This window comes from Phytohabitans sp. LJ34 (genome assembly GCF_052068095.1).
Taxonomy (GTDB): domain Bacteria; phylum Actinomycetota; class Actinomycetes; order Mycobacteriales; family Micromonosporaceae; genus Phytohabitans.
Genome location: NZ_JBQHDG010000026.1, coordinates 71,620 through 94,985, shown reverse-complemented (window position 1 = coordinate 94,985; position 23,366 = coordinate 71,620). Strand labels below are relative to the sequence as shown.

The following is a 23,366-nucleotide window of genomic DNA, read 5'->3' as shown; positions in this document are numbered from 1 at the left end:
GGCCGCATGCTAACCCCGTTCTGCCTGTAGCAACAGTGTTCGACAATGCCGACCAGGGTTCGTTGACCCAAAGCTCGTACGTACCTACCGTGGCGCTTCGTAACATCCCGGGTACGAGGAGGAAACATGGCACAGCGCATGAGACTCCCGGGACTCCTTGGCGAGCTGGCAGCGGAGTTCGCGGGCACGATGATCCTCATCCTCTTCGGGGTGGGGGTGGTAGCGCAGGTCGTCGCGGGCGGCATCGGTGACCACGACAGCATCGCGTGGGCGTGGGGCCTCGGCGTCACACTCGGCGTCTACGTGGCGGCCCGGATCAGCGGCGCACACCTCAACCCGGCGGTGACCCTCGCCCTCGCGGTCTTCAAGGGCTTCGAGTGGCGCAAGGTCCTGCCCTACATGGGCGCTCAGACCCTCGGTGCGTTCGTCGCCGCGCTGATCGTGCGGTGGAACTACACCGAGGTCCTCGGTGCCTTCGATCCCGGCCACACGATCAAGTCGCAAGGCGTCTTCTCCACGCTCCCCGGTAACGGTGCCCTCCCGGTCGACATGTGGGGCGGCTTCCGCGACCAGATCATCGGTACCGCGATCCTGCTCTTCGTGATCCTCGCTCTCACCGACCTCCGCCAGAACACACCCGCCGCCAACCTCGCCCCGGTCGTCATCGGCCTGCTCGTCGTCGGCATCGGCATGGCTTGGGGAACCAACGCCGGGTACGCGATCAACCCCGCCCGTGACTTCGGGCCGCGGCTGGCATCCTTCATCACGGGGTACGGCACAGCCTTCCGCGATCAGAACAACGACTTCTACTTCTGGGTGCCGATCGTCGGGCCGCTCCTCGGTGGGCTCGGCGGTGCGGGCCTGTACCAGCTGCTCATCGGTCGCTTCCTGCCCAAGGAGGGGCCGCCGGAGCCAGGCGAGATCCCGTCGCCATCCGGTGCGGAGACCGTGCGGGCCGGACAGTAAAGGAGAACGAGAATGGCTGACTTCGTCGGTGCGGTGGACCAGGGCACGACAAGTACGAGATTCATGATCTTCGACCACGGCGGCAACGTGAAGGGCATCCACCAGCTGGAGCACGAGCAGATCCTGCCGAAGGCCGGCTGGGTCGAGCACAACCCGCTGGAGATCTGGGAGCGCACCACGGCGGTCGTCCGCACCGCGATGAACCAGCGCGGGCTCAGTGCCACCGACCTGGCCGCCCTCGGCATCACCAACCAGCGCGAGACCTCCGTGGTGTGGAACAGGCGCACCGGCCGGCCCTACTACAACGCGATCGTCTGGCAGGACACGCGCACCGACCAGATCGCCGCGGCACTCGACCGCGACGGGCGGGGTGACGTGATCCGGCAGAAGGCCGGCCTGCCACCGGCCACCTACTTCTCCGGCGGCAAGATCCAGTGGATCCTGGAGAACGTCGACGGGGTGCGCGCGGCGGCGGAGAGCGGCGAGGCGATCTTCGGTAACACCGACACCTGGCTGCTCTGGAACCTCACCGGCGGGGTCGACGGCGGCGTGCACATCACCGACGTCACCAACGCCAGCCGGACCATGCTGATGAACCTCGAGACGCTCGACTGGGACGACGAACTGCTCTCGTTCTTCAACATCCCGCGGGCGATGCTCCCGGAGATCCGCCCCTCGTCCGATCCCAACCGGTACGGCGTGACGCTCGCCAACGGCCCGCTCGGCGGCGAGGTGGCGCTCACCGCGGACCTCGGTGACCAGCAGGCGGCGACGGTCGGCCAGGTCTGCTTCGCCGAGGGCGAGGCGAAGAACACCTACGGCACGGGCAACTTCATGCTCCTCAACACGGGTACGTCGCTCGTGCGCTCGAAGTCCGGCCTGCTCACCACCGTGTGCTACAAGCTCGGCGACGCGCCGGCCGTGTACGCGCTGGAGGGCTCGATCGCGGTGACCGGCTCCGCCGTGCAGTGGCTGCGCGACCAGCTGGGCATCATCAGCGGCGCGGCGCAGAGCGAGTCGCTCGCCGCGCAGGTGGAGGACAACGGGGGCGTCTACTTCGTACCCGCCTTCTCCGGCCTGTTCGCACCGTACTGGCGTTCCGACGCGCGTGGCGCGATCGTCGGTCTCTCCCGGTACAACACCAACGCCCACCTGGCCCGCGCCACGCTCGAGGCGATCTGCTACCAGAGCCGGGACGTCGCGGTGGCGATGGAGCAGGACTCCGGCGTTCACCTCGACGTGCTCAAAGTGGACGGTGGCGTCACCGCCAACAAGCTGTGCATGCAGCTCCAGGCGGACATCCTCGGCGTGCCGGTGAGCCGCCCGGTGGTGGCGGAGACGACCGCGCTCGGCGCCGCCTACGCGGCGGGCCTCGCCACCGGCTTCTGGAAGAACACCGACGAGCTGCGCCAGAACTGGAACGAGAGCGAGCGCTGGTCGCCGACCTGGTCGGACGAGCAGCGCGACGAGGGGTACGCCAAGTGGAAGAAAGCGGTACAGCGGACCCTGGACTGGGTGGACGTATGAGCCAGCTCTCGCCACAGGCCCGGACGCGGGCGCTTGACGCCATGGGCGACGGGCGCGAGCTGGACGTCGTGGTTGTGGGTGGCGGTGTGGTCGGCGCGGGCGCCGCGCTGGACGCCGTCACCCGCGGCCTCTCCGTCGGCCTGCTCGAAGCTCGCGACTGGGCCAGCGGCACATCCAGCCGATCCAGCAAGCTGATCCACGGTGGCCTGCGCTACCTGGAGATGCTCGACTTCGCGCTGGTGCGGGAGGCGCTGCGGGAGCGTGGGCTGCTCCTTCAGCGCCTCGCCCCGCATCTGGTGCGGCCGGTCCCGTTCCTCTATCCGCTCCAACACCACGCTTGGGAGCGCGTGTACGCGGGCGCCGGCGTGCTGCTCTACGACACGCTCGGTTTCTCCAGTGGCAACGCGCGCGGCCTGCCCCGGCACCGGCACCTGACCCGCCGGGGCGCGCTGCGGGTGGCGCCCGGCCTGCGCAAGGACTCGCTCGTCGGGGCGCTCAGGTACTACGACGCGCAGGTCGACGACGCGCGGTTCACGGAGTTCCTGGTGCGGACCGCCGCCGGGTACGGCGCGCACGTCGCCTCCCGGGCCAGCGTGACCGGCTTCCTGCGGGAGGGAGACCGGATCTCCGGCGTCCAGGTGGTCGACCAGGAGCACGGGCGCGAGATCGAGGTGCGCGCCCGCCAGGTGATCAACGCGACCGGCGTCTGGACCGACGACACGCAGGCGCTCGTCGGCGAGCGGGGGCAGTTTCACGTGCGGGCGTCCAAGGGCATCCACCTGGTGGTGCCACGCGACCGCATCCGCTCCTCCACGGGGATCATCCTGCGAACCGAGAAGAGCGTGCTCTTCGTGATCCCGTGGGGCCGGCACTGGATCATCGGGACGACCGACACCGACTGGCACCTGGACAAGGCGCACCCGGCGGCGACCCGCAAGGACATCGACTACCTGCTCGAACACGTCAACCGGGTGCTGGTCACCCCGGTCACGCGGGAGGACGTGCAGGGCGTGTACGCGGGACTCCGCCCGCTGCTGGCCGGTGAGTCGGAGCTGACCTCGAAGCTGTCCCGCGAGCACGTGGTGGGCAGCCCGTCGCCTGGTCTGGTGGTGGTGGCCGGGGGCAAGTTCACCACGTACCGGGTGATGGCGGCGGATGCGGTGGACGCCGCGGTCGACGGGATGGGTGGGGGAGCCCCGCGGTCGGTGACCGACAAGATCCCGCTCGTCGGCGCCGACGGCTTCGCCGCGCGGTGGAACCAGCGCCGCGCGCTCGCGACCAAGCACGGCCTGCACGTGGCGCGGGTCGAGCACCTGCTCAGCCGGTACGGCACGCTGGCCGACGAGGTCTTCGACCTGATCGACATGGATCACAAGCTCGGCGAGCCGCTGGAGGGCGCGGACGACTACCTGCGCGCCGAGGTCGTGTACGCGGCCAGCCACGAGGGGGCACTGCGGCTGGAGGACGTGCTCACCCGCCGTACCCGGATCTCGATCGAGGTCTTTGACCGTGGAGACGCGGCGGCGCGGCCCGCCGCGGAGCTGATGGCCGGCGTGCTGGGGTGGTCTCCGGATCGGGTCGACCAGGAGGTCGAGCACTACCACGCACGGGTGCGCGCGGAACGGGCCTCGCAGGAGCAGGAGGACGACGAGGCGGCGGACGCCGAACGCCTCAAGGTCACCTGATGCGGGAAGGTCAGTCGGCGGCGGGTGCGGCGGCGCCCGCCGTCCGCGCCTCCTCGACCGTCGGGTAGGTCTCCAGCACCTCGACCAGGCCGCTGACCTCGAGGATCCGCAGCACGCCGCGCTGTGGTGCGGCGAGGCGGAAGATGCCGCCGGCCTCGTCGCAGTTGTTCTTGGCGCGGACGAAGACCGACAGGCCGGTCGAGTCGCAGAAGGAGAGGTCGGCAAGGTCGAACACGAGCCGGCTCCGCCCCTTGTCGAGCAGATCAGTGATCTGGTCCTGGAGCTGTGGCGCCGTGCCCATGTCAAGCTCGCCAGCAACCGTCACGACGACCACGTCACCGTGTTGAACCGTACTCACCGTCAAGGACATTCGCTACCTCCCGTACGGGGACGAAGGTACTCCTCCTGCGTTCCGCGCGCAGGAGAGGGGCCTAGGCCCTCACCCGGAGGCCGGCCGTGTGTTCGGACTCGTGCAGTTCCAGCTCGGCGATGTGACTGTCGCGTGGTATGTCGTATACCACCACGCCAGTCACTCGGTTACCAGGGTTGATCTGGTTTTGGAAGAGCTGCTGCTCCGAATTGGCCAGGATCCCGGCCGCGCTGTCCGCGGCGTAGCGGTCGCCGTCCGGCCCGTACGCCCGCTGGAGCGCGTCGGCGAACGTGGCGGGGCGGTTGCCCGCGTTGCGCACGGTCAGCTCGGTGAGGCAGAACTGCCCGACCGCGGTCTGGTTGACGAACGAGTCACCGATCTGGGCGACGCCGCAGTCGATCCGGTTGACGGTGAACTCGAACGCGCCGTCCCGCCCGGCCTCACCGACCGCCACCGTGTCGCCGCGGTCTTGGGTGAGCCGGCGGTACATGTCGTCGCCCCAGGTCACCGTCGCGGCCACCACTCCCGCGCAGCCGCACAGCGAGAGAAGCACGATGGCGGCGCCGAGCAACACCGCGGTACGTGCTCCACGCTCTCCCATTGGGTGATTCTAGGCTTTTGTCCGATGTTCTTGGGTCGGCTTCCTGATAAGGCACGCTTGACCCCATGCAGCTGATCTCCCTGGACGACGTCCGCGCCGCCGCCCGCAACATCGCCGGCGTGACCGTCCGCACGCCGCTCCTGCCCGCCCGCTGGGACGACGAGCTGTGGCTCAAGCCCGAGAGCCTCCAGCCGGTCGGCTCGTTCAAGCTCCGCGGCGCCACCAACGCGGTGGCCCGGCTCAGCGCCGAGCAGCGGGCCCGTGGCGTGATCACCCATTCCTCGGGGAACCACGGGCAGGCGCTCGCGTACGCCGCCCGCCGCGCCGGCGCGGCCTGCGTCGTCGTGATCCCGGACGTCGCGCCGGCGGTCAAGGTCGAGCAGGTACGGGCGTTCGGCGCCGAGGTGGTGCTGGTGCCGCCGCCCGAGCGCCTCGACGCCGCCCAGGAGCGCGCGGCGAAGGACGGGCTGGCGCTGATCCCGCCGTTCGACCACCGGGACGTCATCGCCGGCCAGGGCACGATCGGGCTGGAGATCGCCGAGGACATGCCGGACGTCGACGTGGTGCTGGTGACGGTCGGCGGCGGCGGCCTCGGCGCGGGCGTGTCGACCGCCATCACCGCGCTGCTGCCGCACGCCAAGGTGATCGGCGTGGAGCCCGAGCTCGCCGCCGACGCCCAGGAGTCGCTGGCCAAGGGCGAGCTGGTGACCTGGCCGACCGAGCTGACCTACCGCACGATCGCGGACGGCGTGCGGACCAACCTCTCCGAGCTGACCTTCGCCCACCTGCGCGAGCGCCTGGACCGCATCGTCACTGTCACCGAAGACGAGATCCGCGCCGCGATGGCCCAGATCGTCCGGGAAACCCGCCTGGTGGTCGAGCCCACCGGCGCCGTGGCGGCGGCCGCCCGCCTCTTCCACGCCGCCGAACTTCCGGCGGGGCGTACGGTCGCGGTGGTCTCCGGCGGCAACGTCGATCCACAACTGTTGATAGCCGCCATATCGTGACCTGTCCGGGTTTACGGCTTCCGCGCCGACGCCCATAATGTGACACAGCTCTATGGATGTGTGTGTTCCGTCCGGTGGAACGCGGCTGCCCGGAGGGATGCATGACGGTGGTCCACGCCCACGACCTGGTCGCGATCGCCACAAAGGTGCTGCTGGCGGCCGGCGCGACGCGCGCGGGCGCCGAGATCGTGGCCGCCGCCCTGGTCGAGGCCGACCTGGCCGGACACGAAGAGTTCGGCGTGCGCCGCCTCGTGCCCTACCTGGCATCGATCAGAGCCGGCACACTCGACCCCAAAGCCGTCCCCCGCTTGGGCGGCGTGCGCGCCGCGGCCGCCGTGGTGGACGGCCAGCGCGGTTTCGGCGAGCTAGCTTTACGCGCGGCGGTCGAGCACGTGCGCCGGCTCGCCCGGCAGTACGGCGTAGCCAGCGCCACGATCGGCAACTGCGGCGACGTGGGCCGGCTCGGCGCGTACGTGCGGACTCTCGCCACCGAGGGCGCGGTGGGCCTCGCCCTGCGCCACGCGCGGCCGCTCACCTGGGCGGCGCCACGCGCGGGCGGCCGGCCACCCCTGGTCGCCGAGGTGGCGGCGGACGCTGGTCTGGCCTTCATGGTCGAGGTGATCGGCGGCCTGCTCTCCGGCGCGTTTCAGCCCGCGACGTCCGGACCGGACCAGCCCGGCGGGACAGTCATCGTCGCGATCGACGTGGGGGCGTTTCGGCCGGTCGACGAGTTTCGGCAGCACGCGGAGCGGCTCTGCGCGCTGCTGGTCGCGACAGCCGTGCCGATGGCCGTGCCCGGCGAGGCCGAGGCCGCGACCCGCGCCACCCACATCCGCGACGGCATCCCAGTCGACGACGCCCTCTGGTCGGAGCTGGCCGCCCTGCCGGGCGGCCCCGCCCGCCATCCGTGACGCTAGGGACGCCGCCTCAGTCGCCGACGAATGGCTAGCCCCATCTTGGAGGTGGGTTATTAGGCGACGCCCAGGCGGTCCAGGATCCACGCCGCCACGAAGGCTTCTTCCTTCCAGGCGTCGTACCGGCCGCTCGGGCCGCCGTGACCGGCACCCATCTCGGTCTTCAGCAGGTACTCGCCAGCCGGTGCGGTGGCGCGCAGGCGGGCGATCCACTTGGCCGGCTCGTGGTAGAGCACCCGGGTGTCGTTGAGGCTCGTCACCGCCAGGATCGCGGGATAGTCCACCGCGGCCACGTTCTCGTACGGCGTGTACGACTTCATGTACGCGTACACCTCGGGGTCGTCGAGCGGGTTGCCCCACTCCTCCCACTCGGTGACGGTCAGCGGCAGCGACGGGTCGAGGATGGAGTTGAGCGCGTCGACGAACGGGACCTGCGCGACCACGCCGGCGAACGCGTCCGGCGCCAGATTGGCCACCGCGCCCATCAGCAGGCCACCCGCCGAGCCGCCGCGGGCGACCAGCCGGTCGGTGGCGGTCCAGCCCGCCTTGACGAGGTGGCGGGCGCAGGCCACGAAGTCGGTGAACGTGTTCTTCTTGGCGAGTAGCTTGCCCTCTTCGTACCACCGGCGGCCGAGCTCGCCGCCGCCGCGGATGTGTGCGACCGCGAAGATCACGCCACGGTCCAGCAGGGACAGGCGGGGGATGGAAAACCAGGGGTCCATGCTCGCCTCGTACGAGCCGTACCCGTAGATGACGGCGGGCGCGGTGCCGTCCTTGGGCGTGCCGGCGCGGCAGACCAGCGAGATCGGCACGCGGGTGCCGTCGTCGGCCAGTGCCCAGTCGCGGTGCTGCTCGTACGCCGCCGGGTCGAACTCGCCGAGCACCGGCTTCTGCTTGCGCAGCACCATGGTGCGGGTAACGAGGTCGTAGTCGTAGACCGACTCGGGCGTGACGAACGAGGCGTAGTTGAGCCGCACGGTGGACGTGCCGTACTCCGGGTTGGCGTCCAGGCCCACGCTGTAGATCGGCTCGGGGAAGTCGATGTCGTACGTGTCCGTCGACCCCACCGGCAGCACGCGCAGGCCGGTCAGGCCGTCTTTGCGGAGCGAGACGACGAGGTGGTTGGCGAACGCGTCGACGCCCTCCAGCCGGGTGCCCGGCGAGTGCGGGATCAGCGTGGCCCAGTCGCCGGGCGCGTCGGCCGACGTGTACGCGAGCTCGAAGTCTTCGGCGCCGTCGTTGTGCAGGATCAGGAAACGGTGGCCGTGGTGCTCCACCGAGTACTCGACGCCCTGGCGGCGCGGCGCGACGATCGCCGGCTCGCCGGTCGGGTTGCCGGCCGGGATCACCCGCACCTCGCTCGTGATCTTGCTGTGCGCGTCGATCACGATGAACTTCTCCGAGCGGGTCAGCTCGACGCCGACCCAGAAGCGCTCGTCGGCCTCTTCGTACACGATCACGTCGTCGCTGGCGGCGGTGCCGACCGCGTGCCGCCACACCCGGTACGGCCGCCAGGCCTCGTCGACGGTGAGGTAGAAGAGCGTGGAGCCGTCCGCGGACCAGGCGCTGCCGTAGAACGTGCCGGGCACCTCGTCGGCCAGCACCTCGCCGGTGCTCAGGTCCTTGACCCGCAGGGTGAAGCGCTCGTCGCCGGCGAAGTCGGTGGAGTAGGCCAGCCACCGCCCGTCGGAGCTGATGTCGAACGTGCCGAGCGAGAAGAAGTCGTGCCCCTCGGCGAGCGCGTTGCCGTCGAGCAGCGCCTCTTCGCCGTCGAGCGGGGTGCCGTCCTCAGTGGATGGTGGCTCGGTCTCGCCGTCGCGCACCGCCCGCCGGCAGTGGATGCCGTACTGCTGGCCCTCGACCGTGCGCGTGTAATACCAGTGGTCGCCCTTGCGGGTGGGCACCGAAAGGTCGGTCTCCTTGGTGCGCCGCTTGGTCTCCTCGAAGAGCGTCTCGCGCAGGCCCTTGAGGTGTGCCGTCGCCGCCTCGGTGAAGGCGTTCTCCGCCTTGAGGTACGCGATCGTTTCCGGGTCGTCCTTGGCGGCGAGCCACGCGTACTCGTCCACGACGGTGTCGCCGTGGTGGGTGCGTTCGGCGGGGACGCGCTTGGCGACCGGTGGGGTCGCGGCGGTTTCGGTCGTCACGTCCGACCACGTTACCGGGCGTCATGAGGGCTGGCGTGAGCGTGGTGGTCTTCGTACACTTGTTCGATGACGTCGCGGGGAGCCCTCTTCCGGAGCCTCGTCGACATCTGCGGCATGCGCTTCGCGCGCCTCGCCGGTCCGGCCGACACCGTCGGCGGCACCCCCGCCAGCTGGGTCGCCGCACCACCCACGATCGACGGCGTCGCGGCCATCGTGCGTCTCGCCGTCGAGCACGACCTGGCCGTGGTGGCCCGCGGTGCCGCCACCAAGCTCGACTGGGGTGCCCGGCCTACCCGCGCCGACCTGCTGCTCGACACCGGCCGGCTGGCCGGCGTGTGGCACCACGCGCCCACCGAGGGCGTCGCCGAGATCGGCGCCGGCACACCGCTGCGGGCCGCGCAGTCGGCGCTCGCCCGGGGCGGCTGGCGGCTGGCGCTCGACGGCCCGTCGATCGGCGCCACGATCGGCGGCGTCATCGCCGCCGACGAGGCCGGCCCGCTGGCCCACCGCTACGGCTCGGTCGCCGACCAGCTCGCCGGCGTGAGCTACGTCAGCGCCACCGGCATCCTGACCCACTCGGGCGGTCGGGCCGCTGAGGGCGCGCCCGACCGGGGCGTCGGCCGGCTGCTGTGCGGGTCGTCGGGGGCGCTCGGCGTGATCGTCGCGGCCACCGTCAAGGTGCTGCCCGAGCCGGCCTCCCGGGCCTGGGTGCGGCGCTCGGTCTGGACTCCCCTGGAGTTGTATGACCTGGTGCGTGGCGTGCTCCGGAGCCGGGTGCAGACCGCCGCCGTCGAGCTCGACCTCCCGGCCAGCCGGCCGATACTGGTGCCCCGCCAGCGCGCGCCACGCGGTCCCGGCACGCTCGCGGTGCTGCTGGAGGGCGAGCCAGGTGAGGTGCTCGAGCGGTCCACCAAGATCGCCGACATGCTCGGTGGCGACTCCTCGATCCGCTCCGAGCCACCGCCCTGGTGGGGGCGCTACCCGTTTGGCCCCGACGACGTCGCGCTGCGGGTCACCGTGCCCGCGGCCGACCTGCACGCGGCCATCTACGCGATCCGCGACGCCGCGGGCGCGGCCGTGCCCGTGCGCGGCTCGGCTGGCACCGGCGTGATCCACGCGTCGCTGCCCGGCGACGCCCACCCCGACCGGGTCGCCGCCGTGCTGGAGGCCGTGCGCGGGGTGCTGCTCGCCCGCGCCGGCTCGTGCGTCGTGGTCACCGCGCCGCCCCACATCCGCGACACCGTCGACATGTGGGGGCCGATGGCCAGCCCAGACCTCGTGCGCCGGGTCAAGGACCGCTTCGACCCGGCCGGCCGTCTCGCCCCTGGCAAATTTTTCGGCGTCTGAGTGTCGATTGGCGTGCGCTTCGTTCGACGCGTTGGTAAGCCAAGGTGCTACGAACGAACGAGGGAGTCGAACGATGCGATTCATGCTGCTTCTCAAGGGCGACCCGCCAGCGCCGGAAGACGGCGAGGCGATCACCCAGCCGCCGGAGGAGGTCGTCGGCGCGATGCTGAAGTACAACGAAGACCTGGCCAAGGCCGGTGTCCTGCTCGCCGCCGAGGGGCTCTACCCGAGCTCGGCCGGCGCCCGGGTGGTCTACAAGGACGGCAAGCGCTCCGTGGTCGACGGCCCGTTCGCCGAGGCCAAGGAGCTGATCGCCGGCTTCTACCTGATCCAGGTGCGGTCCAAGGAGGAAGCCATCGAGTGGGCCTCCCGCTGCCCGATCGAGGTCGCGGTCCCGCCCGGCGTCGAGGGTGTCATCGAGGTACGCCAGGTCGGCGAGACCGACGAGCTCGTCAACGTGACCGACGAGCAGCGCGAGCGGGACCGCCGGCTCAGGGAGCAGATCCCCGGCCTGTAACGGCGACACGCGTGGCGGCGGCCCGGTGCGCAGGCGTCGGGCCGCCGTCGAAAGTCAGCTCTCGGGATCGTTGCGCAGGACCAGGATGGCGATGTCGTCGCGGGGATCCTCCACGGAAAAGCCCATCGTGGCGGAGCGGACGCGCGCGGCAACGATGTCGGCGGAGTAGCCGGCCAGCGGCGCCACCGTGTCGCGCAGCCGCTCCGGGCCGAACAGCTCGCGCCCGCGTCGCCGCTCGGTGACGCCGTCGGTGTAGAAGACGAGCGCGTCCCCGGGGCTGAGCGGCACGGTGGCGACCGGCGTGGCGATCGTGTCGAGCAGGCCGAGCGCGGTGCCACCGGTGCCGACGAACGAGGCGCGCCCGTTGGCCCGCACCAGCACCGGCCGGTCGTGGCCGGCCAGGTGCAGCGCGACGTCGAGCTGGTCGCCGTCGCCACGGCCGACCGCGGCGAGCGCGAGCGTGCAGTATCGCCCGCCGCCCCGCTCGACGAGCGTGTCGTTGAGCCGGCCGAGCGCCTCCGGCAGCGGCTTGCCGTCGCGGACGAGCACCCGGATCACGTCGCGTACCAACCCGGTGACGGCGGCCGCCTGCACGCCCTTGCCGGAGACGTCGCCGACGACCACGAGCCACCGCTCGTCCGGCAGCGGTACGACGTCGTAGAAGTCGCCGCCCACCTCGGCCGCGTCGCCGGTCGGCACGTACTCGGCGGCGAAGCCGATGCCCTTGACCACCGGCAGCACCGGCGGCAGCAGCGACTGCTGGAGGGTGTGCGCGACCTTGCGGCGTTCCCCGTGGATGCGGGCGTTGTCGACGGCGAGCGCGGCCCGGCGGGCGACGTCTTCGAGGATCGCGATCTCTTCGGCGTCATGCCGGTGCCGCTGGTGCCGGCCGACGGAGAGCGTGCCGAGGCGCTGCCCCCGCGCGGCCAGCGGCACGGCGAAACCTTCCAGCGGCGGGCCGAGCGGCACTTGCGAGCCGCTGCGGGACGCCTCGCGCAGCCGCGCGATCGGCGACTCCGGCCCGCTTTCCTGGAACATCTCGTGTACCTGCGGCAGGGCCGACTCGTCCGCGTGGGTGGCGGCGGCGAGCTGAAGGCGGCCCCACTCGTCGGTGGTGTGCACCGCGCACCACTGCCCGAGCCGGGGCACGACGAGCTGCGGGATGAGCGCGAGCGTGAGGTTGACGTCGAGCGACTGGGCGAGCAGCTCGCTCGCCTCGGCGAGAAACGTCAGCCAGGTCTGGCGGCGCATGTCGGCCCGGCGCAGGCGGTCGTTTTCCAGGTGCAGGGCGAGGCGCTCGGCGGCCAGCCCGGCGAGCGGCCCGGCGTACCCGGAGGGCGCGACATCGAGCTCCAGCTCCCCGGAGTACGGCCGGTTGACGTTGAGCGGCACCCGCAGCAGCTGGGCGCCGGGGCGCGGCTGGCGGCCGTACCGGGCGAGCAGCTGCGCCCCGCCGCCCTCGCCCCGGTCGAGGCGGACCGCACCGCCGGCGGCGCCCACCAGCTCGGACACCCGAGACAGCAGGTGGGCGGCGAAGTCGGCGAGCGCGTCTTCGGCGTGCGCCTCGGGCGCGATCTGGAGCAGCGCCGTGATGGCACCGGCGGTCGGCGCGGGTGCCTCCGGGAGCAAGCCCACGGGTGGCACGTCTTTGCGGTCGAGCCGAAACCACACGCCCTTGCCGGTCGGCATGTGTGTCGTGCCCCACCGGCTGGCGAAGTGGTCGACCAGCAGCAGCCCGCGGCCGCGTTCCGATACGTCCGAGATGTCTATCTCGTTGTTGCGCGGGCCGGCTGTCAGGCTCTCCGCCGGGCTGGCCTCGTAGTCCGTGACCGTGACCATCAGGCCGGTAGGACCCGCGATGACCTCGATGTCCAGCTCCGTGCCGGCATGCACCACCGCGTTGGTGGAGAGCTCGGTGGTCAGCAGCAACGCCTCGTTGAGCAGCTCATCGAGGTCTGCCTCGGCGAGTACCGACCGCACGACCGCACGCGCCGCGGCCGGCGTTCGCCGGTCGGCGGGCAGCCTGACGCGCCGGACGTGTTCCGCCGCCGGGTAAGACCCGCTGACCTCCGCTGACACGCTTGCATCCTCTACCGACCGACCGGGTTCATCCAAGCGGCGTCGGTCCGCCATCGTGGCTAAGGCCCGTAGCCTCACGACTCCCGCTTCGCGCGCTCGCATCTGCCGCACACCACGGGCCATGATGTGGAGAACCACCCAAGGTGAGCGAGGACTGCATGACCACGGCAAAGCAGGTGAGCACCCGGCCGGCGTCGGACGAGGCCGCTGTCCTCAATGAGCTGGCGGACGCGCTGCGGCGGGTGCGCCGCGGTGATTTGAAGGTGCGCCTTCCCCGCCGGGCCGGAGTGGCCGGCGAGGTGGCCGACGCGTTCAACGACGTCGTGGCTCTTCAGGAGCGGCAAAACCTCGAAGTTCGCAAGATCAGCCGGATCGTGGGTCGGGACGGCCGGCTCACCGAGCGCCTCGACGAAGAAGGCGTCGACGGCGCCTGGGCCGACCACGCGCGGGCCATCAACTCACTTATCGACGACCTGGGCCGCCCGACCACCGAAATCTCCCGGGTCATCGTGGCGGTGGCAGACGGCGACCTCTCCCAGCACATGGCGCTGGAGATCGATGGCCGCCCGCTACGCGGTGAGTTCCTCCGCATCGGCCGCACGGTCAACACGATGGTCGACCAGCTCTCCTCGTTCGCCGACGAGGTGACCCGCGTGGCGCGCGAGGTCGGCACCGAGGGTGCGCTGGGCGGGCAGGCCGACGTGCGCGGCGTCGCCGGCACCTGGCGCGACCTGACCGACTCGGTCAACACGATGGCCTCCAACCTCACCAGCCAGGTGCGGTCGATCTCGCAGGTGACCACCGCGATCGCCAGCGGCGACCTCTCCCAGAAGATCACCGTGTCGGCGAAGGGCGAGGTCGCCGAGCTGGCCCACACGATCAACTCGCTCACCGACACGCTCCGCACCTTCGCCGAGCAGGTGACCCGGGTGGCCCGCGAGGTGGGCACCGAAGGCAAGCTCGGCGGTCAGGCCGAGGTGCCCAACGTGGCGGGCATCTGGAAAGACCTCACCGACAACGTCAACTCGATGGCCTCCAACCTGACCGCCCAGGTACGAAACATCGCCCAGGTCTCCACCGCCGTGGCGAAGGGCGACCTCTCGCAGACCATCACCGTGGCCGCCCAGGGCGAGATCCTTGAGCTGAAGAACACCATGAACACGATGGTCGACCAGCTCTCCTCGTTCGCCGAGGAGGTCACCCGGGTCGCCCGCGAGGTTGGTACGGAAGGCAAGCTCGGCGGCCAGGCCCAGGTGCGCGGCGTCGCGGGCACCTGGCGCGACCTGACCGAGAGCGTCAACCAGCTCGCCGGCAACCTCACCGCCCAGGTGCGAAACATCGCCCAGGTCTCCACCGCGGTGGCGAAGGGCGACCTGTCGCAGAAGATCACAGTGGACGCCCGCGGCGAGATCCTCGAGCTGAAGAACACCGTGAACACGATGGTGGACCAGCTCTCCTCGTTCGCCGACGAAGTGACCCGCGTGGCCCGCGAGGTCGGCACCGAGGGCAAGCTCGGCGGCCAGGCCCAGGTGAAGGGCGTGCTCGGCACCTGGCGCGACCTCACCGACAACGTCAACTCGATGGCCTCCAACCTGACCTCTCAGGTGCGAAACATCGCGAGCGTCACCACCGCCGTGGCCAAGGGCGACCTCTCCCAGAAGATCACAGTGGACGCCCGCGGCGAGATCCTCGAACTCAAGAGCACCGTGAACACGATGGTGGACCAGCTGTCGTCGTTCGCCGACGAGGTGACCCGCGTGGCCCGCGAGGTGGGCACCGAAGGCAAGCTCGGCGGTCAGGCCCAGGTACGCGGCGTCGCCGGCACCTGGCGCGACCTCACCGACAACGTCAACTTCATGGCGTCAAACCTCACCGCCCAGGTGCGAAACATCGCCCAGGTCTCCACCGCCGTGGCGCGCGGCGACCTCTCCCAGAAGATCACCGTCGACGCGCAGGGTGAGATCTGGGAGCTGAAGAACACCATGAACACGATGGTCGACCAGCTCTCCTCGTTCGCCGAGGAGGTCACGCGCGTCGCCCGCGAGGTGGGCACCGAGGGCAAGCTCGGCGGTCAGGCCCAGGTACGCGGCGTCGCCGGCACCTGGCGTGACCTCACCGACAACGTCAACTTCATGGCCTCCAACCTGACCGGCCAGGTGCGAAACATCGCCAGCGTCACCACCGCCGTGGCGAAGGGCGACCTCTCGCAGAAGATCACGGTCGACGCCGAGGGCGAGATCCTCGAACTGAAGAACACCGTGAACACGATGGTCGACCAGCTCTCCTCGTTCGCCGAGGAGATCACCCGGGTCGGCCGCGAGGTGGGCATCGAGGGCAAGCTGGGCGGCCTGGCCCGGGTCAAGGGCGTCTCGGGTACCTGGCGTGACCTCACCGAAAACGTCAACCAGCTCGCCGCCACGCTCACCACGCAGCTGCGGGCGATCGCGCAGGTGTCCACATCGGTGACCAAGGGCGACCTGACCCAGCGGATCACGGTCGAGGCCCAGGGCGAGGTCGCCGAGCTGAAAGACAACATCAACCAGATGATCGTGGCCCTGCGGGAGACCACCCGGAAGAACGCCGAGCAGAGCTGGCTCGACTCCAACCTGGCCCGGATCGGCGGCCTGCTCCAGGGCCAGCGCGACCTCGGCGAGGTCTGCCGGATGCTGATGGGCGAGGTCACCCCGCTCGTGGAGGCCCAGCTGGGCGCGTTCTTCCTGGTCGACAACGACGAGGCCACCACGCGGCTGCGCCTGGCCGCGTCGTACGGCTACGTCACGCGTACCAACGAGGTGGTCTTCGGTCCCGGCGAGGGGCTGATCGGACAGGCGGCGGTATCGCGGCGGATGATCCGGGTCAGCACCGACGCCACCGGCGCGCTGACGCTCCGCTCCGGGCTGCTGACCACCAAGCCCCGCGACGTCGTGGTGCTGCCGATCCTCTTCGAGGGAGAGATGCTCGGCGTGATCGAGTTCGCCTCGGTCAACGCCTACTCCGACCTGCACATCTCGTTCCTGGAGCGGCTCGTCTCCACGATCGGCATCGCGCTCAACACCATCCAGGCCAACCGGCGTACCGAGGAGCTGCTCTCCCAGTCGCAGCGGCTCGCGCACGAGCTCCAGGAACAGTCGGCGGAGCTCCAGCGCACCAACGCCGAGCTGGAAGACAAGGCGCAGCTGCTGTCCGAGCAGAAGGCCAACATCGAGACGAAGAACCGCGAGATCGAGCTGGCCCGGATCGGCCTGGAGGAGAAGGCGCAGCAGCTCACCCGGGCCTCGGCGTATAAGTCGGAGTTCCTCGCCAACATGAGCCACGAGCTGCGCACGCCGCTCAACTCGCTGCTCCTGCTGGCCCGGCTGCTGGCCGACAACACCGAGCACAACCTGACCGACAAGCAGATCGAGTTCGCCCGCACCATCCACAGTGCCGGATCCGACCTGCTCTCGCTGATCGACGACATCCTCGACGTCGCGAAGATCGAGGCGGGCCGGATGGACGTCGAGCCCACCGAGGTCAACCTCCAGGACATCCGGGCGTACGTCGAGCAGGCGTTCACACCGCAGGCCGAGGAGAAGGGCCTCGACTTCGCGGTGACCGTCGAGCCGGGGCTGCCCGCGGCCGTGGTCACCGACGCGCAGCGCCTCCAGCAGATCCTGCGCAACCTGCTGTCGAACGCGGTCAAGTTCACCGACAGCGGCTCGGTCACGCTCACCATCGCCCCCGCCGCGCCGGAAGAGCAGGCGGCGTCGGCGCGGCCGCTCGTCGCGTTCACCGTGGCCGACAGCGGCATCGGCATCTCGGCGGACAAGTTCGACCTGATCTTCGAGGCGTTCCAGCAGGCCGACGGCACGACAAGCCGTCGCTACGGCGGCACCGGACTGGGCCTGTCGATCAGCCGCGACCTGGCCCGCCTGCTCGGCGGCACGATCACGGTGTCCTCGTCGCCCGGCCAGGGCTCCACATTCACGCTGCTGCTACCGGACGTGCTGATGCCCGACGCGGTGCAGACGCCGCTGCCGATCGCGCTGCCGGTGACCAAGTCCAACCTGCCCGACCTGCCGGCCCTGGCCGACCTGCCGTTGCTGCGGCAGCCGGCGGAGGCCGAGCGCCCGGCGTCACCCGCCGCCCGCCAGCTGGACGGCGCCACAGTGCTGATCATCGATGACGACGTGCGCAACGTCTTCGCCCTGACCAGCGCGCTGGAGCTACACGGCATGACGGTTCTCTACTCGGACAACGGGGTCGATGGCGTACGGTTGCTGGCAGAGCACCCGGAGGTGGACATCGTGCTGATGGACGCGATGATGCCGGACCAGGACGGCTACGAGACGACGCGCGCCATCCGCCGCAACCACCGCTTCGCCGAGCTGCCGGTCGTCTTCCTCACCGCCAAGGCCATGCCCGGCGACCAGGAGTCGGCCATCGGAGCGGGTGCGAGCGACTACATCACCAAGCCCGTCGACCTCGACGAGCTGATCGAGATGATGGCAGCCTGGGTAAACGGGGGCGGCCGGGAGGTAATCAGCTAATGGGTGTCGCCAAGGCGCTGCTGGTCGACGACCGGCGCGACAACCTAGTCGCGCTCGAAGCCATCCTCCAAGGCCTACCGGTACACACGGTGGCCGTGGAGAGCGGTGAGGCCGCGCTCAAGCAACTCCTGGTAGACGACTTCGCGGTCATCCTGCTCGACGCGCAGATGCCCGATATGGACGGCTTCGAGACAGCCAGCCACATCAAACGCCGCGAACGCACCCGCCACGTCCCGATCATCTTCCTGACCGCCGCCGACCGCGACGCCCAGCTGGCGCTGCGCGGCTACTCGGTCGGCGCGGTCGACTACCTCACCAAACCGTTCGACCCGTGGGTGCTGCGCGCGAAGGTCTCGGTCTTCGTCGACCTCTGGATCAAGACCCAGCAGCTACAGGCACAGTCCGAAGTGGTCCGTGAGCGCGAGACCCAGTGGCGCGCGCTCACCGAGGCGGTCGACGAGGCCACGACACTGTTGCGCTCGTCGGACCCGGACGCCCAAGAACGCGCGGTCACCCTCCTGGAGCAGGCCCGCTGGGGCTAGCCACCCGTTGAGGCGACAGACGCGGATCGAGTACGCGTGAGCAAGGCTCCCCTCGAGCCGGCGACTCGAGGGGAGCCTTGACCGAGGTGCGTTATGGCGTCCGCTGGGCGAGCGCGCGCTCCAACTCGGGCAGGATCGAGACGGCCACCGCCCAGCTCGTCTTTGCGCCGGCGGCCTCCGCGAGTGCCTTCCGCTGCGCGTCGGTGAGCTGGGGCTCTAACCAGCCGACGCCGACCATGAAGACCTCCAGCGGGCCTTCCTTGACCGTGCCGTCGGCTCCTCTGCATCGGTATACCTGGTGGATCGAGCCTTCCGGCGCCGGAAGGGCTACGTAGCGGCACTCCGGCGCCAGCCGTTGGCTCATGTGTCGATTGGCGGCGATCTGATCGACGAGAAGCTGGGTTCCTCCGCCCGGGTAGCCCAGAATCTCCAGGTCACGAACAACGACCGCGTTCGCGTAGAGCACGTTGATGGCGAACCCGATCGCGTTGGCCGAAGTCTGGTCGATGCCGGGTCGCTCCAGCTGAGCCTTGGCCGCGCCCGCATACCGCGCGAAGTCTCTGGCGTTGTCGCTGGCGGCGATCTCGTTGTCCGCCCAAACCGTAAAGTCGACCATCTCGACTCTGATGTGGTTCAGGTAGCCGTTCACGTCCGCGACCACCACGCTGTCGGTGTGCTTCCTGACCTCTTCCGCCGTGGTCGGCACGGCCTGGCCCACGGCGCCGGAAAGCTGCCTCGCCATTTCCAGGAATCGGGACGGCGAGGCGTCCCGATTGACGAACATGTCGAGACCGACGAACACGACGTTGACGAGGTTTTCGACGGCCGGCACCCGATGGACGTCATCGGCCGCCTGTGCGGGCCGGGCTGTGCCGGGCAGGATCACCGCCAGCGCCACGACCAGCGTGGCGATACCGCGCCGCCATGTGAGACCTCTCATGTACAACCCCTTCCTCACAGCTCCGCCAGGGCGCGCTCGAGCTCGGGCAGGACCCGCGTGGCAACCGCCCAGCTCGTGTGCTGCCCGGCCCGAAACTTGATCTCCTGCTTTTTCTCTTCGGTGGTCGGCTCCGCCTCGCGCACCGTCGTGCCGTCGTACCCGACACATTCGTAGTGCTGCTGGGTCTGGTGGCAGGCCGGCGCGAGCCGGTCCACGAGCCACCGGTTGATGTCGATCTGGTCCCGCAGCAATTCCCGTGCCCCGTTGACCGCTCCGGCATCGACGCGCAGCATCACGGCAAGCGGATACAGCGTGTTGACCGCCAGCCCGAGCTTGTCCTCGGCGGCCCTGCTCTGGACGGCCCCGAGGTAGGCGCTGGCGTTGTTGGCCCAGGTGTTGAACTTCCTGGCGTTTTCCCAGAGTGCGATCTCGTCGTCGCGCCAGGCCGCGTAGTCGAGCATTTCGATCCGCGCCGCCGCAAGGGTCACGTTGACATCTGCGGCGATGCGCGCGTCGAGGTGTTGCTGCACCTCGGCACGGGCGGTGTCGATCGCCCCAATTGACTCACGGATCAGCAGTGCGACCTCCTGGGCCGACAGTTCCTCCTCTTCCTCCTCGAAGAAGCTGGAGATCGAAATCACCACGGTGATGACCGGGCCGGCCGGGGGCGGAGCCGGGACGACCTCCGCCCGCGCCGGCGTGGCCGTGCCCGCCAGCACCATCCCCGCCACGACGGCGGACGCCGCCAACCGGCGCGTCAGTTTCGCGCTCAAGCGGCTCCCTCCAACGCCGCCCGCAGTCTCGGCAACGCGTCCTTGGCGATCGCCCGGCTCGTCTTGAGCGTGGCGCGATCCTCGGCGACCGCCCGATTCGGCTGGCACGCGAAGCCGGTGCAGATGCCCGACCTTCCGACGTCGCCGTTGTACGCGGTGCATTCCCACCACCGCTCCGGCGGAGTTCCCTGCTCCGGCGGGTGCCGCTTGATGGCGCAGTTCGTCGGGGTAAGCCTCGCGATGATGGCTTCGTTGGCGCGGATGTTGTTTTCCACCAGCGCCACGATGCTGAAGCCCGCCTTGGCCCGGGCGGCGGACGCGATCATGTAGATCTCACCGGTGAGAAAGCCGATGTTGTCGGCCGCTCGCAGGGTGCTCACCGCGGAGAAGTACTCGGTCGCCTGCGACGCGCAGAACGTGGCGTCCTGCGCCCACAGCTGAAGGACCGTACGGCTCATGTTCTCGATGTCGGCGAACTCGATCGTGTGCGTACGCACGCACGCCTGTACCTCGGCGCTGGTGATCTCGTCGATGTGCTGGACGATCTGGTCTTTCGCCTGCTCGACCGCCTCGATGATCTGGCGGATCGCCTCCTCCAGCTCCGGCCCCCCGCCGCCACCACCGCCCCCGCCGCCGAACGCCTCGGTCAGCCGGAGATAGGCGTCGGTCAGCTCGGTGAACTCGTTCATGTCTTCTGGTGTCTTCGGCTGCCAGTCGGCCAATGCCGGCCGCGCCAACCCGACTGTGGCCACCACGACCAGAATGGTCGCGGCCAGACCACGCAACAACCCTCTCAACCCACCACTCCCTTCAGGCAATGCCAAGGGAGGAAACCATTCGCGACGCCACGGCTCGTCGCCGTATCTGTTTCGTTACGCGCCACATTCGCAATCGCGCATCAACGCGTATCCGTGGCCTGGCAAGCGATCATGCGCGATTGTGCATCGGCACATCACGACTCGGTAACACGCTCGTACATGGACAAGCGTCGTGGTTTTCTGGGCGGCGTGGGGGGTTCAAAAGTCCTTGGTCCACCGGCACCGTCACTGGTCAGATATGGCTCGTCGGTCGATGCCGACCTCGTGTACCGCTGCCTGCTGACGCTGGGGGCGCGGACGGCGGTGCGGCTGGAGCATGATCTCGGCCTGCCGCCGTCGCGAGTGGCGGCGGCGATCGAAGAGCTGGCGTCCCTCGGCGTGGTCGGCGGGCGCCGGCGCCCGGATCGGACGGAGACCGTCTGGACGGCTGGGAAACCAGACGATGTCATTTCGGCACTGCGTCAGCACCGTCGCCGGTCGACGCCGGCGAGGCAGCGGTCGCGCGGGGCCGGCGCGGCGCCGGTGCCGCTCGGTGACGGCCTGCGGCACCTGCCGAGTCGCGCGATGACCCGCGAGCGCCTGGCCGAGTTGAACGGCGTCGTCCGGCACGAACACCTGGCGATGCAACCCGACCGGGAGTTCGACGCGGAGTCCGCCCGCTCCGCGGTGCCGCTCGACCGGACACTGCTGTCCAGGGGAGTGCGCATGCGCGTGCTGGGTGTGCAGCCGGTGGATGCCGATCCGCTGGTGGCACACGGCCGATCGTCCGGAGACGAACGCCCGGACTACCGGCAGGCGATCGACGTGCCGACGAAGCTGATCGTCCTGGACCGCCGGGTGGCGTTTATGCCGGTCACCGCCGACAACCTCGACCACGGATACCTCGAAGTGACCGACGGGTCCGTCGTCGCCGCGCTGGTCGAGCTCTTCGAGCGGCATTGGTCGATGGCCGTCCCGGGACAGGAGCAGCGTATGGCGAGGCTTTCGCTGTCCACGCGGGAGCAGGACCTCATCGCGCTGCTGGTCTCGGGTCACACCGACGCGAGTGCCGCCGCCGTGCTGCGGGTGAGCCGGCGCACGGTGTCCAACCTGCTCCGCGGCCTCATGGACCGCCTCGGTGTGGAAAACCGGTTCCAGCTCGGCGTCGCCATCGGCGCCCTGGGCGTCGCCACCTCACCCGCCGCGAGCACGACGACGACCGAAGGAGACATCCGGTGAAACTGTGGACCCGCCCGTTGTTCGTCGCCGTGGCGGCGCTGATCGTGGCGGCACCCGCCCCGGCCAGCGCGGTGCCGGTGTCGTGGACCACGGCGGCGTGCGCCACGGGTGAGATGAGCGCGCGGCCGGCCCCGCTGGGAAACGTCAGCGTGAGCGGCTGGATCCTGCCCTGTCCATCCAGCCCCCTGCCGCCCGGCGCCGCGTTCACCGTCGCCTATTACGGGTTGTCCGCGACGACCGGGCGGCTCATCGGATACTCCAATGCCGACGATCTTGCTGGCACGGCCGATGCGGCCGGCTTTACCCGGACTCTCGACGCGCAACGACCGGACTACCCGCCTCGGGCGATATGCCTCGTCTTCAACCCCGAACAGAACGGCCGGCTGTCGTGCTACGCCCTTGATCCGGTGGACGGGAGCGAGCAGCTGAGCGTGAGGCCGATCCCGGTCTACGACCCTCTGGTGGCCCATCGCGTCACGGTTGGCCCGCCGCCAGGGCGGGACGACGACGACCCGGTGCCACATTGCGGCAACTGCGTCTGAACCCGGCGCCCATGGTCGAAGCTCCTCTCGATGTGAGAGGAGCCTCGACCGAGAAAGCTAGCCGTTCAGCAGGTCGTACGCCTCCGGCGGTGCGGGCACTGTCTGCGCCGCCGGCGGTGCCTTCACCGCCGGTGCGGTGCCGTAGTCGCTGAACGTCGCCTCCCACGTGAACGCGGCCGCCTTGCCCGCCGCGGGCACGTCGAGCGCGAGCGACGTGAGCCGCCCGGAACCGTCGACGGCCGCCTCGAACGGCACCGCCTTGGCCTTCTCGCCCAGGGCGGTCAGCGCCTCGGCGTCGACCACCTCCACCTCAGCCGCCGCCGTGAGGTCGACCGTCCCCTTGAACGCCCCCTGTGACGTCTCCGTCGCGTCCACGATGTGGTCGAGCAGTACCACGGCGCCGGTCGGGTCCGGGTGCGTGTACCTCACGTCCTCCGGGTCGTCCACTTTGGACGTGTCCAGCTCCAGCCACTTCGGCGGCAGCTTGGGCAGCCCGGTGATGCCCTTGGTCCCGCTGAACGTGACCTTCGTCCAGGCCTGCTGGTCGATGACGACGATCGCCATCGTCATGCTGAAGCCCAGATCTTTGTCTTTGAATACCGCCGTGTAGGTCATCCGCTTGTCTTTCGGGTTTACCTCACCCTTCGCGTCGCCTTCCAGCTCCTTCATCGTGTACCGGAAAGTGCCCTGCGAGCCGTCCGGCACCGCGTCCCGAAGCTTCTCGGCCGGTGTGGGCGGCGGATCGGCCGCGTCGACGGCGCCTTGGCAGCCGGTGATCAGTAGCGCGCTCGCGGTGAGCGCGAGGAAGATCCTTCGCCTCATCTCAGTCTCTCTATGCGTTTTCCGG

Annotated in this window: 19 protein-coding genes; 11 read left to right on the top strand and 8 right to left on the bottom strand. The window is 70.0% G+C overall.

Annotated features, from left to right (window positions below; all coding sequences use genetic code 11):
* The first annotated feature begins 126 nt into the window (after window positions 1–126).
* Genes ACTMTJ_RS37190 through ACTMTJ_RS37180 form a run of 3 tightly spaced genes read left to right on the top strand, consistent with a single transcriptional unit; the run spans window position 127 to window position 4,178 of the window.
* On the top strand, window positions 127–966 hold the full coding sequence (locus ACTMTJ_RS37190) for an MIP/aquaporin family protein (protein WP_441223403.1): 840 nt from the start codon (window positions 127–129) through the stop codon (window positions 964–966).
* Between the two features lie 12 nt (window positions 967–978).
* Window positions 979–2,493, top strand: a complete 1,515-nt coding sequence (glpK, locus tag ACTMTJ_RS37185) for a glycerol kinase GlpK (RefSeq protein ID WP_441223402.1) — start codon at window positions 979–981, stop codon at window positions 2,491–2,493.
* A complete protein-coding gene (locus ACTMTJ_RS37180; protein WP_441223401.1) occupies window positions 2,490–4,178 on the top strand; it encodes a glycerol-3-phosphate dehydrogenase/oxidase in 1,689 nt (562 codons plus the stop codon). Before glpK ends, ACTMTJ_RS37180 begins: the two co-directional genes overlap by 4 nt.
* Window positions 4,179–4,188: 10 nt before the next feature.
* Here ACTMTJ_RS37180 and ACTMTJ_RS37175 read toward each other — a convergent pair whose 3' ends face one another.
* Window positions 4,189–4,548, bottom strand: coding sequence for an STAS domain-containing protein (locus tag ACTMTJ_RS37175; protein ID WP_441223400.1), 360 nt, complete (start codon window positions 4,546–4,548; stop codon window positions 4,189–4,191).
* Between the two features lie 61 nt (window positions 4,549–4,609).
* Window positions 4,610–5,149, bottom strand: coding sequence for a DUF4352 domain-containing protein (locus ACTMTJ_RS37170; protein WP_441223399.1), 540 nt, complete (start codon window positions 5,147–5,149; stop codon window positions 4,610–4,612).
* A gap of 65 nt (window positions 5,150–5,214) precedes the next feature.
* On the opposite strand from ACTMTJ_RS37170, the gene ACTMTJ_RS37165 reads away from it, so the two are divergent.
* Both ACTMTJ_RS37165 and ACTMTJ_RS37160 read left to right on the top strand, forming a co-directional pair.
* Entirely contained in the window at window positions 5,215–6,156 is a 942-nt protein-coding gene (locus ACTMTJ_RS37165) for a threonine ammonia-lyase (protein ID WP_441223398.1), read from the top strand.
* A 101-nt stretch (window positions 6,157–6,257) separates the two neighbouring features.
* Entirely contained in the window at window positions 6,258–7,067 is an 810-nt protein-coding gene (locus tag ACTMTJ_RS37160; protein WP_441223397.1) for an Ldh family oxidoreductase, read from the top strand.
* Window positions 7,068–7,126: 59 nt separating this feature from the next.
* Here the strand turns inward: ACTMTJ_RS37160 and ACTMTJ_RS37155 are convergent, their stop codons facing one another.
* Entirely contained in the window at window positions 7,127–9,214 is a 2,088-nt protein-coding gene (locus ACTMTJ_RS37155) for a S9 family peptidase (RefSeq protein ID WP_441223396.1), read from the bottom strand.
* 66 nt (window positions 9,215–9,280) lie between these two features.
* On the opposite strand from ACTMTJ_RS37155, the gene ACTMTJ_RS37150 reads away from it, so the two are divergent.
* A complete protein-coding gene (locus ACTMTJ_RS37150) occupies window positions 9,281–10,561 on the top strand; it encodes an FAD-binding oxidoreductase (protein WP_441223395.1) in 1,281 nt (426 codons plus the stop codon).
* Between the two features lie 73 nt (window positions 10,562–10,634).
* Window positions 10,635–11,078, top strand: coding sequence for a YciI family protein (locus tag ACTMTJ_RS37145; protein WP_441223394.1), 444 nt, complete (start codon window positions 10,635–10,637; stop codon window positions 11,076–11,078).
* Between the two features lie 54 nt (window positions 11,079–11,132).
* Here the strand turns inward: ACTMTJ_RS37145 and ACTMTJ_RS37140 are convergent, their stop codons facing one another.
* The gene (locus ACTMTJ_RS37140; RefSeq protein ID WP_441223393.1) at window positions 11,133–13,211 is read right to left on the bottom strand and encodes a SpoIIE family protein phosphatase; all 2,079 of its coding nucleotides are present in this window, start codon (window positions 13,209–13,211) and stop codon (window positions 11,133–11,135) included.
* Window positions 13,212–13,315: 104 nt separating this feature from the next.
* On the opposite strand from ACTMTJ_RS37140, the gene ACTMTJ_RS37135 reads away from it, so the two are divergent.
* Window positions 13,316–17,686, top strand: a complete 4,371-nt coding sequence (locus tag ACTMTJ_RS37135) for a HAMP domain-containing protein (RefSeq protein WP_441223392.1) — start codon at window positions 13,316–13,318, stop codon at window positions 17,684–17,686.
* Entirely contained in the window at window positions 17,686–18,228 is a 543-nt protein-coding gene (locus tag ACTMTJ_RS37130) for a response regulator (RefSeq protein ID WP_441223391.1), read from the top strand. The genes ACTMTJ_RS37135 and ACTMTJ_RS37130 overlap by 1 nt, the downstream gene beginning before the upstream one ends.
* A gap of 91 nt (window positions 18,229–18,319) precedes the next feature.
* Here ACTMTJ_RS37130 and ACTMTJ_RS37125 read toward each other — a convergent pair whose 3' ends face one another.
* The 3 genes from ACTMTJ_RS37125 to ACTMTJ_RS37115 are packed head-to-tail and all read right to left on the bottom strand — an operon-like array spanning window position 18,320 to window position 20,696.
* Entirely contained in the window at window positions 18,320–19,126 is an 807-nt protein-coding gene (locus tag ACTMTJ_RS37125; RefSeq protein ID WP_441223390.1) for a hypothetical protein, read from the bottom strand.
* 56 nt (window positions 19,127–19,182) lie between these two features.
* Window positions 19,183–19,941: a hypothetical protein gene (locus ACTMTJ_RS37120; RefSeq protein WP_441223389.1), complete on the bottom strand. Its 759-nt coding sequence runs from the start codon at window positions 19,939–19,941 to the stop codon at window positions 19,183–19,185.
* The gene (locus ACTMTJ_RS37115; RefSeq protein ID WP_441223388.1) at window positions 19,938–20,696 is read right to left on the bottom strand and encodes a hypothetical protein; all 759 of its coding nucleotides are present in this window, start codon (window positions 20,694–20,696) and stop codon (window positions 19,938–19,940) included. Before ACTMTJ_RS37115 ends, ACTMTJ_RS37120 begins: the two co-directional genes overlap by 4 nt.
* Window positions 20,697–20,948: 252 nt before the next feature.
* Here ACTMTJ_RS37115 and ACTMTJ_RS37110 point away from each other — a divergent pair, with 252 nt between their 5' ends.
* Together ACTMTJ_RS37110 and ACTMTJ_RS37105 are read left to right on the top strand one after the other, a co-directional pair.
* The gene (locus tag ACTMTJ_RS37110; protein ID WP_441223387.1) at window positions 20,949–21,977 is read left to right on the top strand and encodes a LuxR C-terminal-related transcriptional regulator; all 1,029 of its coding nucleotides are present in this window, start codon (window positions 20,949–20,951) and stop codon (window positions 21,975–21,977) included.
* Window positions 21,974–22,519 carry a hypothetical protein gene (locus tag ACTMTJ_RS37105; protein ID WP_441223386.1) on the top strand — a complete coding sequence of 182 codons (546 nt, stop codon included), beginning with the start codon at window positions 21,974–21,976 and terminating at the stop codon, window positions 22,517–22,519. Before ACTMTJ_RS37110 ends, ACTMTJ_RS37105 begins: the two co-directional genes overlap by 4 nt.
* Before the next feature lie 57 nt (window positions 22,520–22,576).
* Here ACTMTJ_RS37105 and ACTMTJ_RS37100 read toward each other — a convergent pair whose 3' ends face one another.
* Window positions 22,577–23,341: a hypothetical protein gene (locus ACTMTJ_RS37100; RefSeq protein ID WP_441223385.1), complete on the bottom strand. Its 765-nt coding sequence runs from the start codon at window positions 23,339–23,341 to the stop codon at window positions 22,577–22,579.
* Window positions 23,342–23,366 lie beyond the last annotated feature (25 nt).

Excerpts from the sequence above, each read along its gene's own strand:
- ACTMTJ_RS37190 (WP_441223403.1), top strand. The coding sequence starts at position 127 with ATGGCACAGCGCATGAGACTCCCGGGACTCCTTGGCGAGCTGGCAGCG.
- glpK (WP_441223402.1), top strand. The coding sequence starts at position 979 with ATGGCTGACTTCGTCGGTGCGGTGGACCAGGGCACGACAAGTACGAGA.
- ACTMTJ_RS37180 (WP_441223401.1), top strand. The coding sequence starts at position 2,490 with ATGAGCCAGCTCTCGCCACAGGCCCGGACGCGGGCGCTTGACGCCATG.
- ACTMTJ_RS37175 (WP_441223400.1), bottom strand. The coding sequence starts at position 4,548 with ATGTCCTTGACGGTGAGTACGGTTCAACACGGTGACGTGGTCGTCGTG.
- ACTMTJ_RS37170 (WP_441223399.1), bottom strand. The coding sequence starts at position 5,149 with ATGGGAGAGCGTGGAGCACGTACCGCGGTGTTGCTCGGCGCCGCCATC.
- ACTMTJ_RS37165 (WP_441223398.1), top strand. The coding sequence starts at position 5,215 with ATGCAGCTGATCTCCCTGGACGACGTCCGCGCCGCCGCCCGCAACATC.
- ACTMTJ_RS37160 (WP_441223397.1), top strand. The coding sequence starts at position 6,258 with ATGACGGTGGTCCACGCCCACGACCTGGTCGCGATCGCCACAAAGGTG.
- ACTMTJ_RS37150 (WP_441223395.1), top strand. The coding sequence starts at position 9,281 with ATGACGTCGCGGGGAGCCCTCTTCCGGAGCCTCGTCGACATCTGCGGC.
- ACTMTJ_RS37145 (WP_441223394.1), top strand. The coding sequence starts at position 10,635 with ATGCGATTCATGCTGCTTCTCAAGGGCGACCCGCCAGCGCCGGAAGAC.
- ACTMTJ_RS37140 (WP_441223393.1), bottom strand. The coding sequence starts at position 13,211 with ATGGCGGACCGACGCCGCTTGGATGAACCCGGTCGGTCGGTAGAGGAT.
- ACTMTJ_RS37135 (WP_441223392.1), top strand. The coding sequence starts at position 13,316 with ATGACCACGGCAAAGCAGGTGAGCACCCGGCCGGCGTCGGACGAGGCC.
- ACTMTJ_RS37130 (WP_441223391.1), top strand. The coding sequence starts at position 17,686 with ATGGGTGTCGCCAAGGCGCTGCTGGTCGACGACCGGCGCGACAACCTA.
- ACTMTJ_RS37100 (WP_441223385.1), bottom strand. The coding sequence starts at position 23,341 with ATGAGGCGAAGGATCTTCCTCGCGCTCACCGCGAGCGCGCTACTGATC.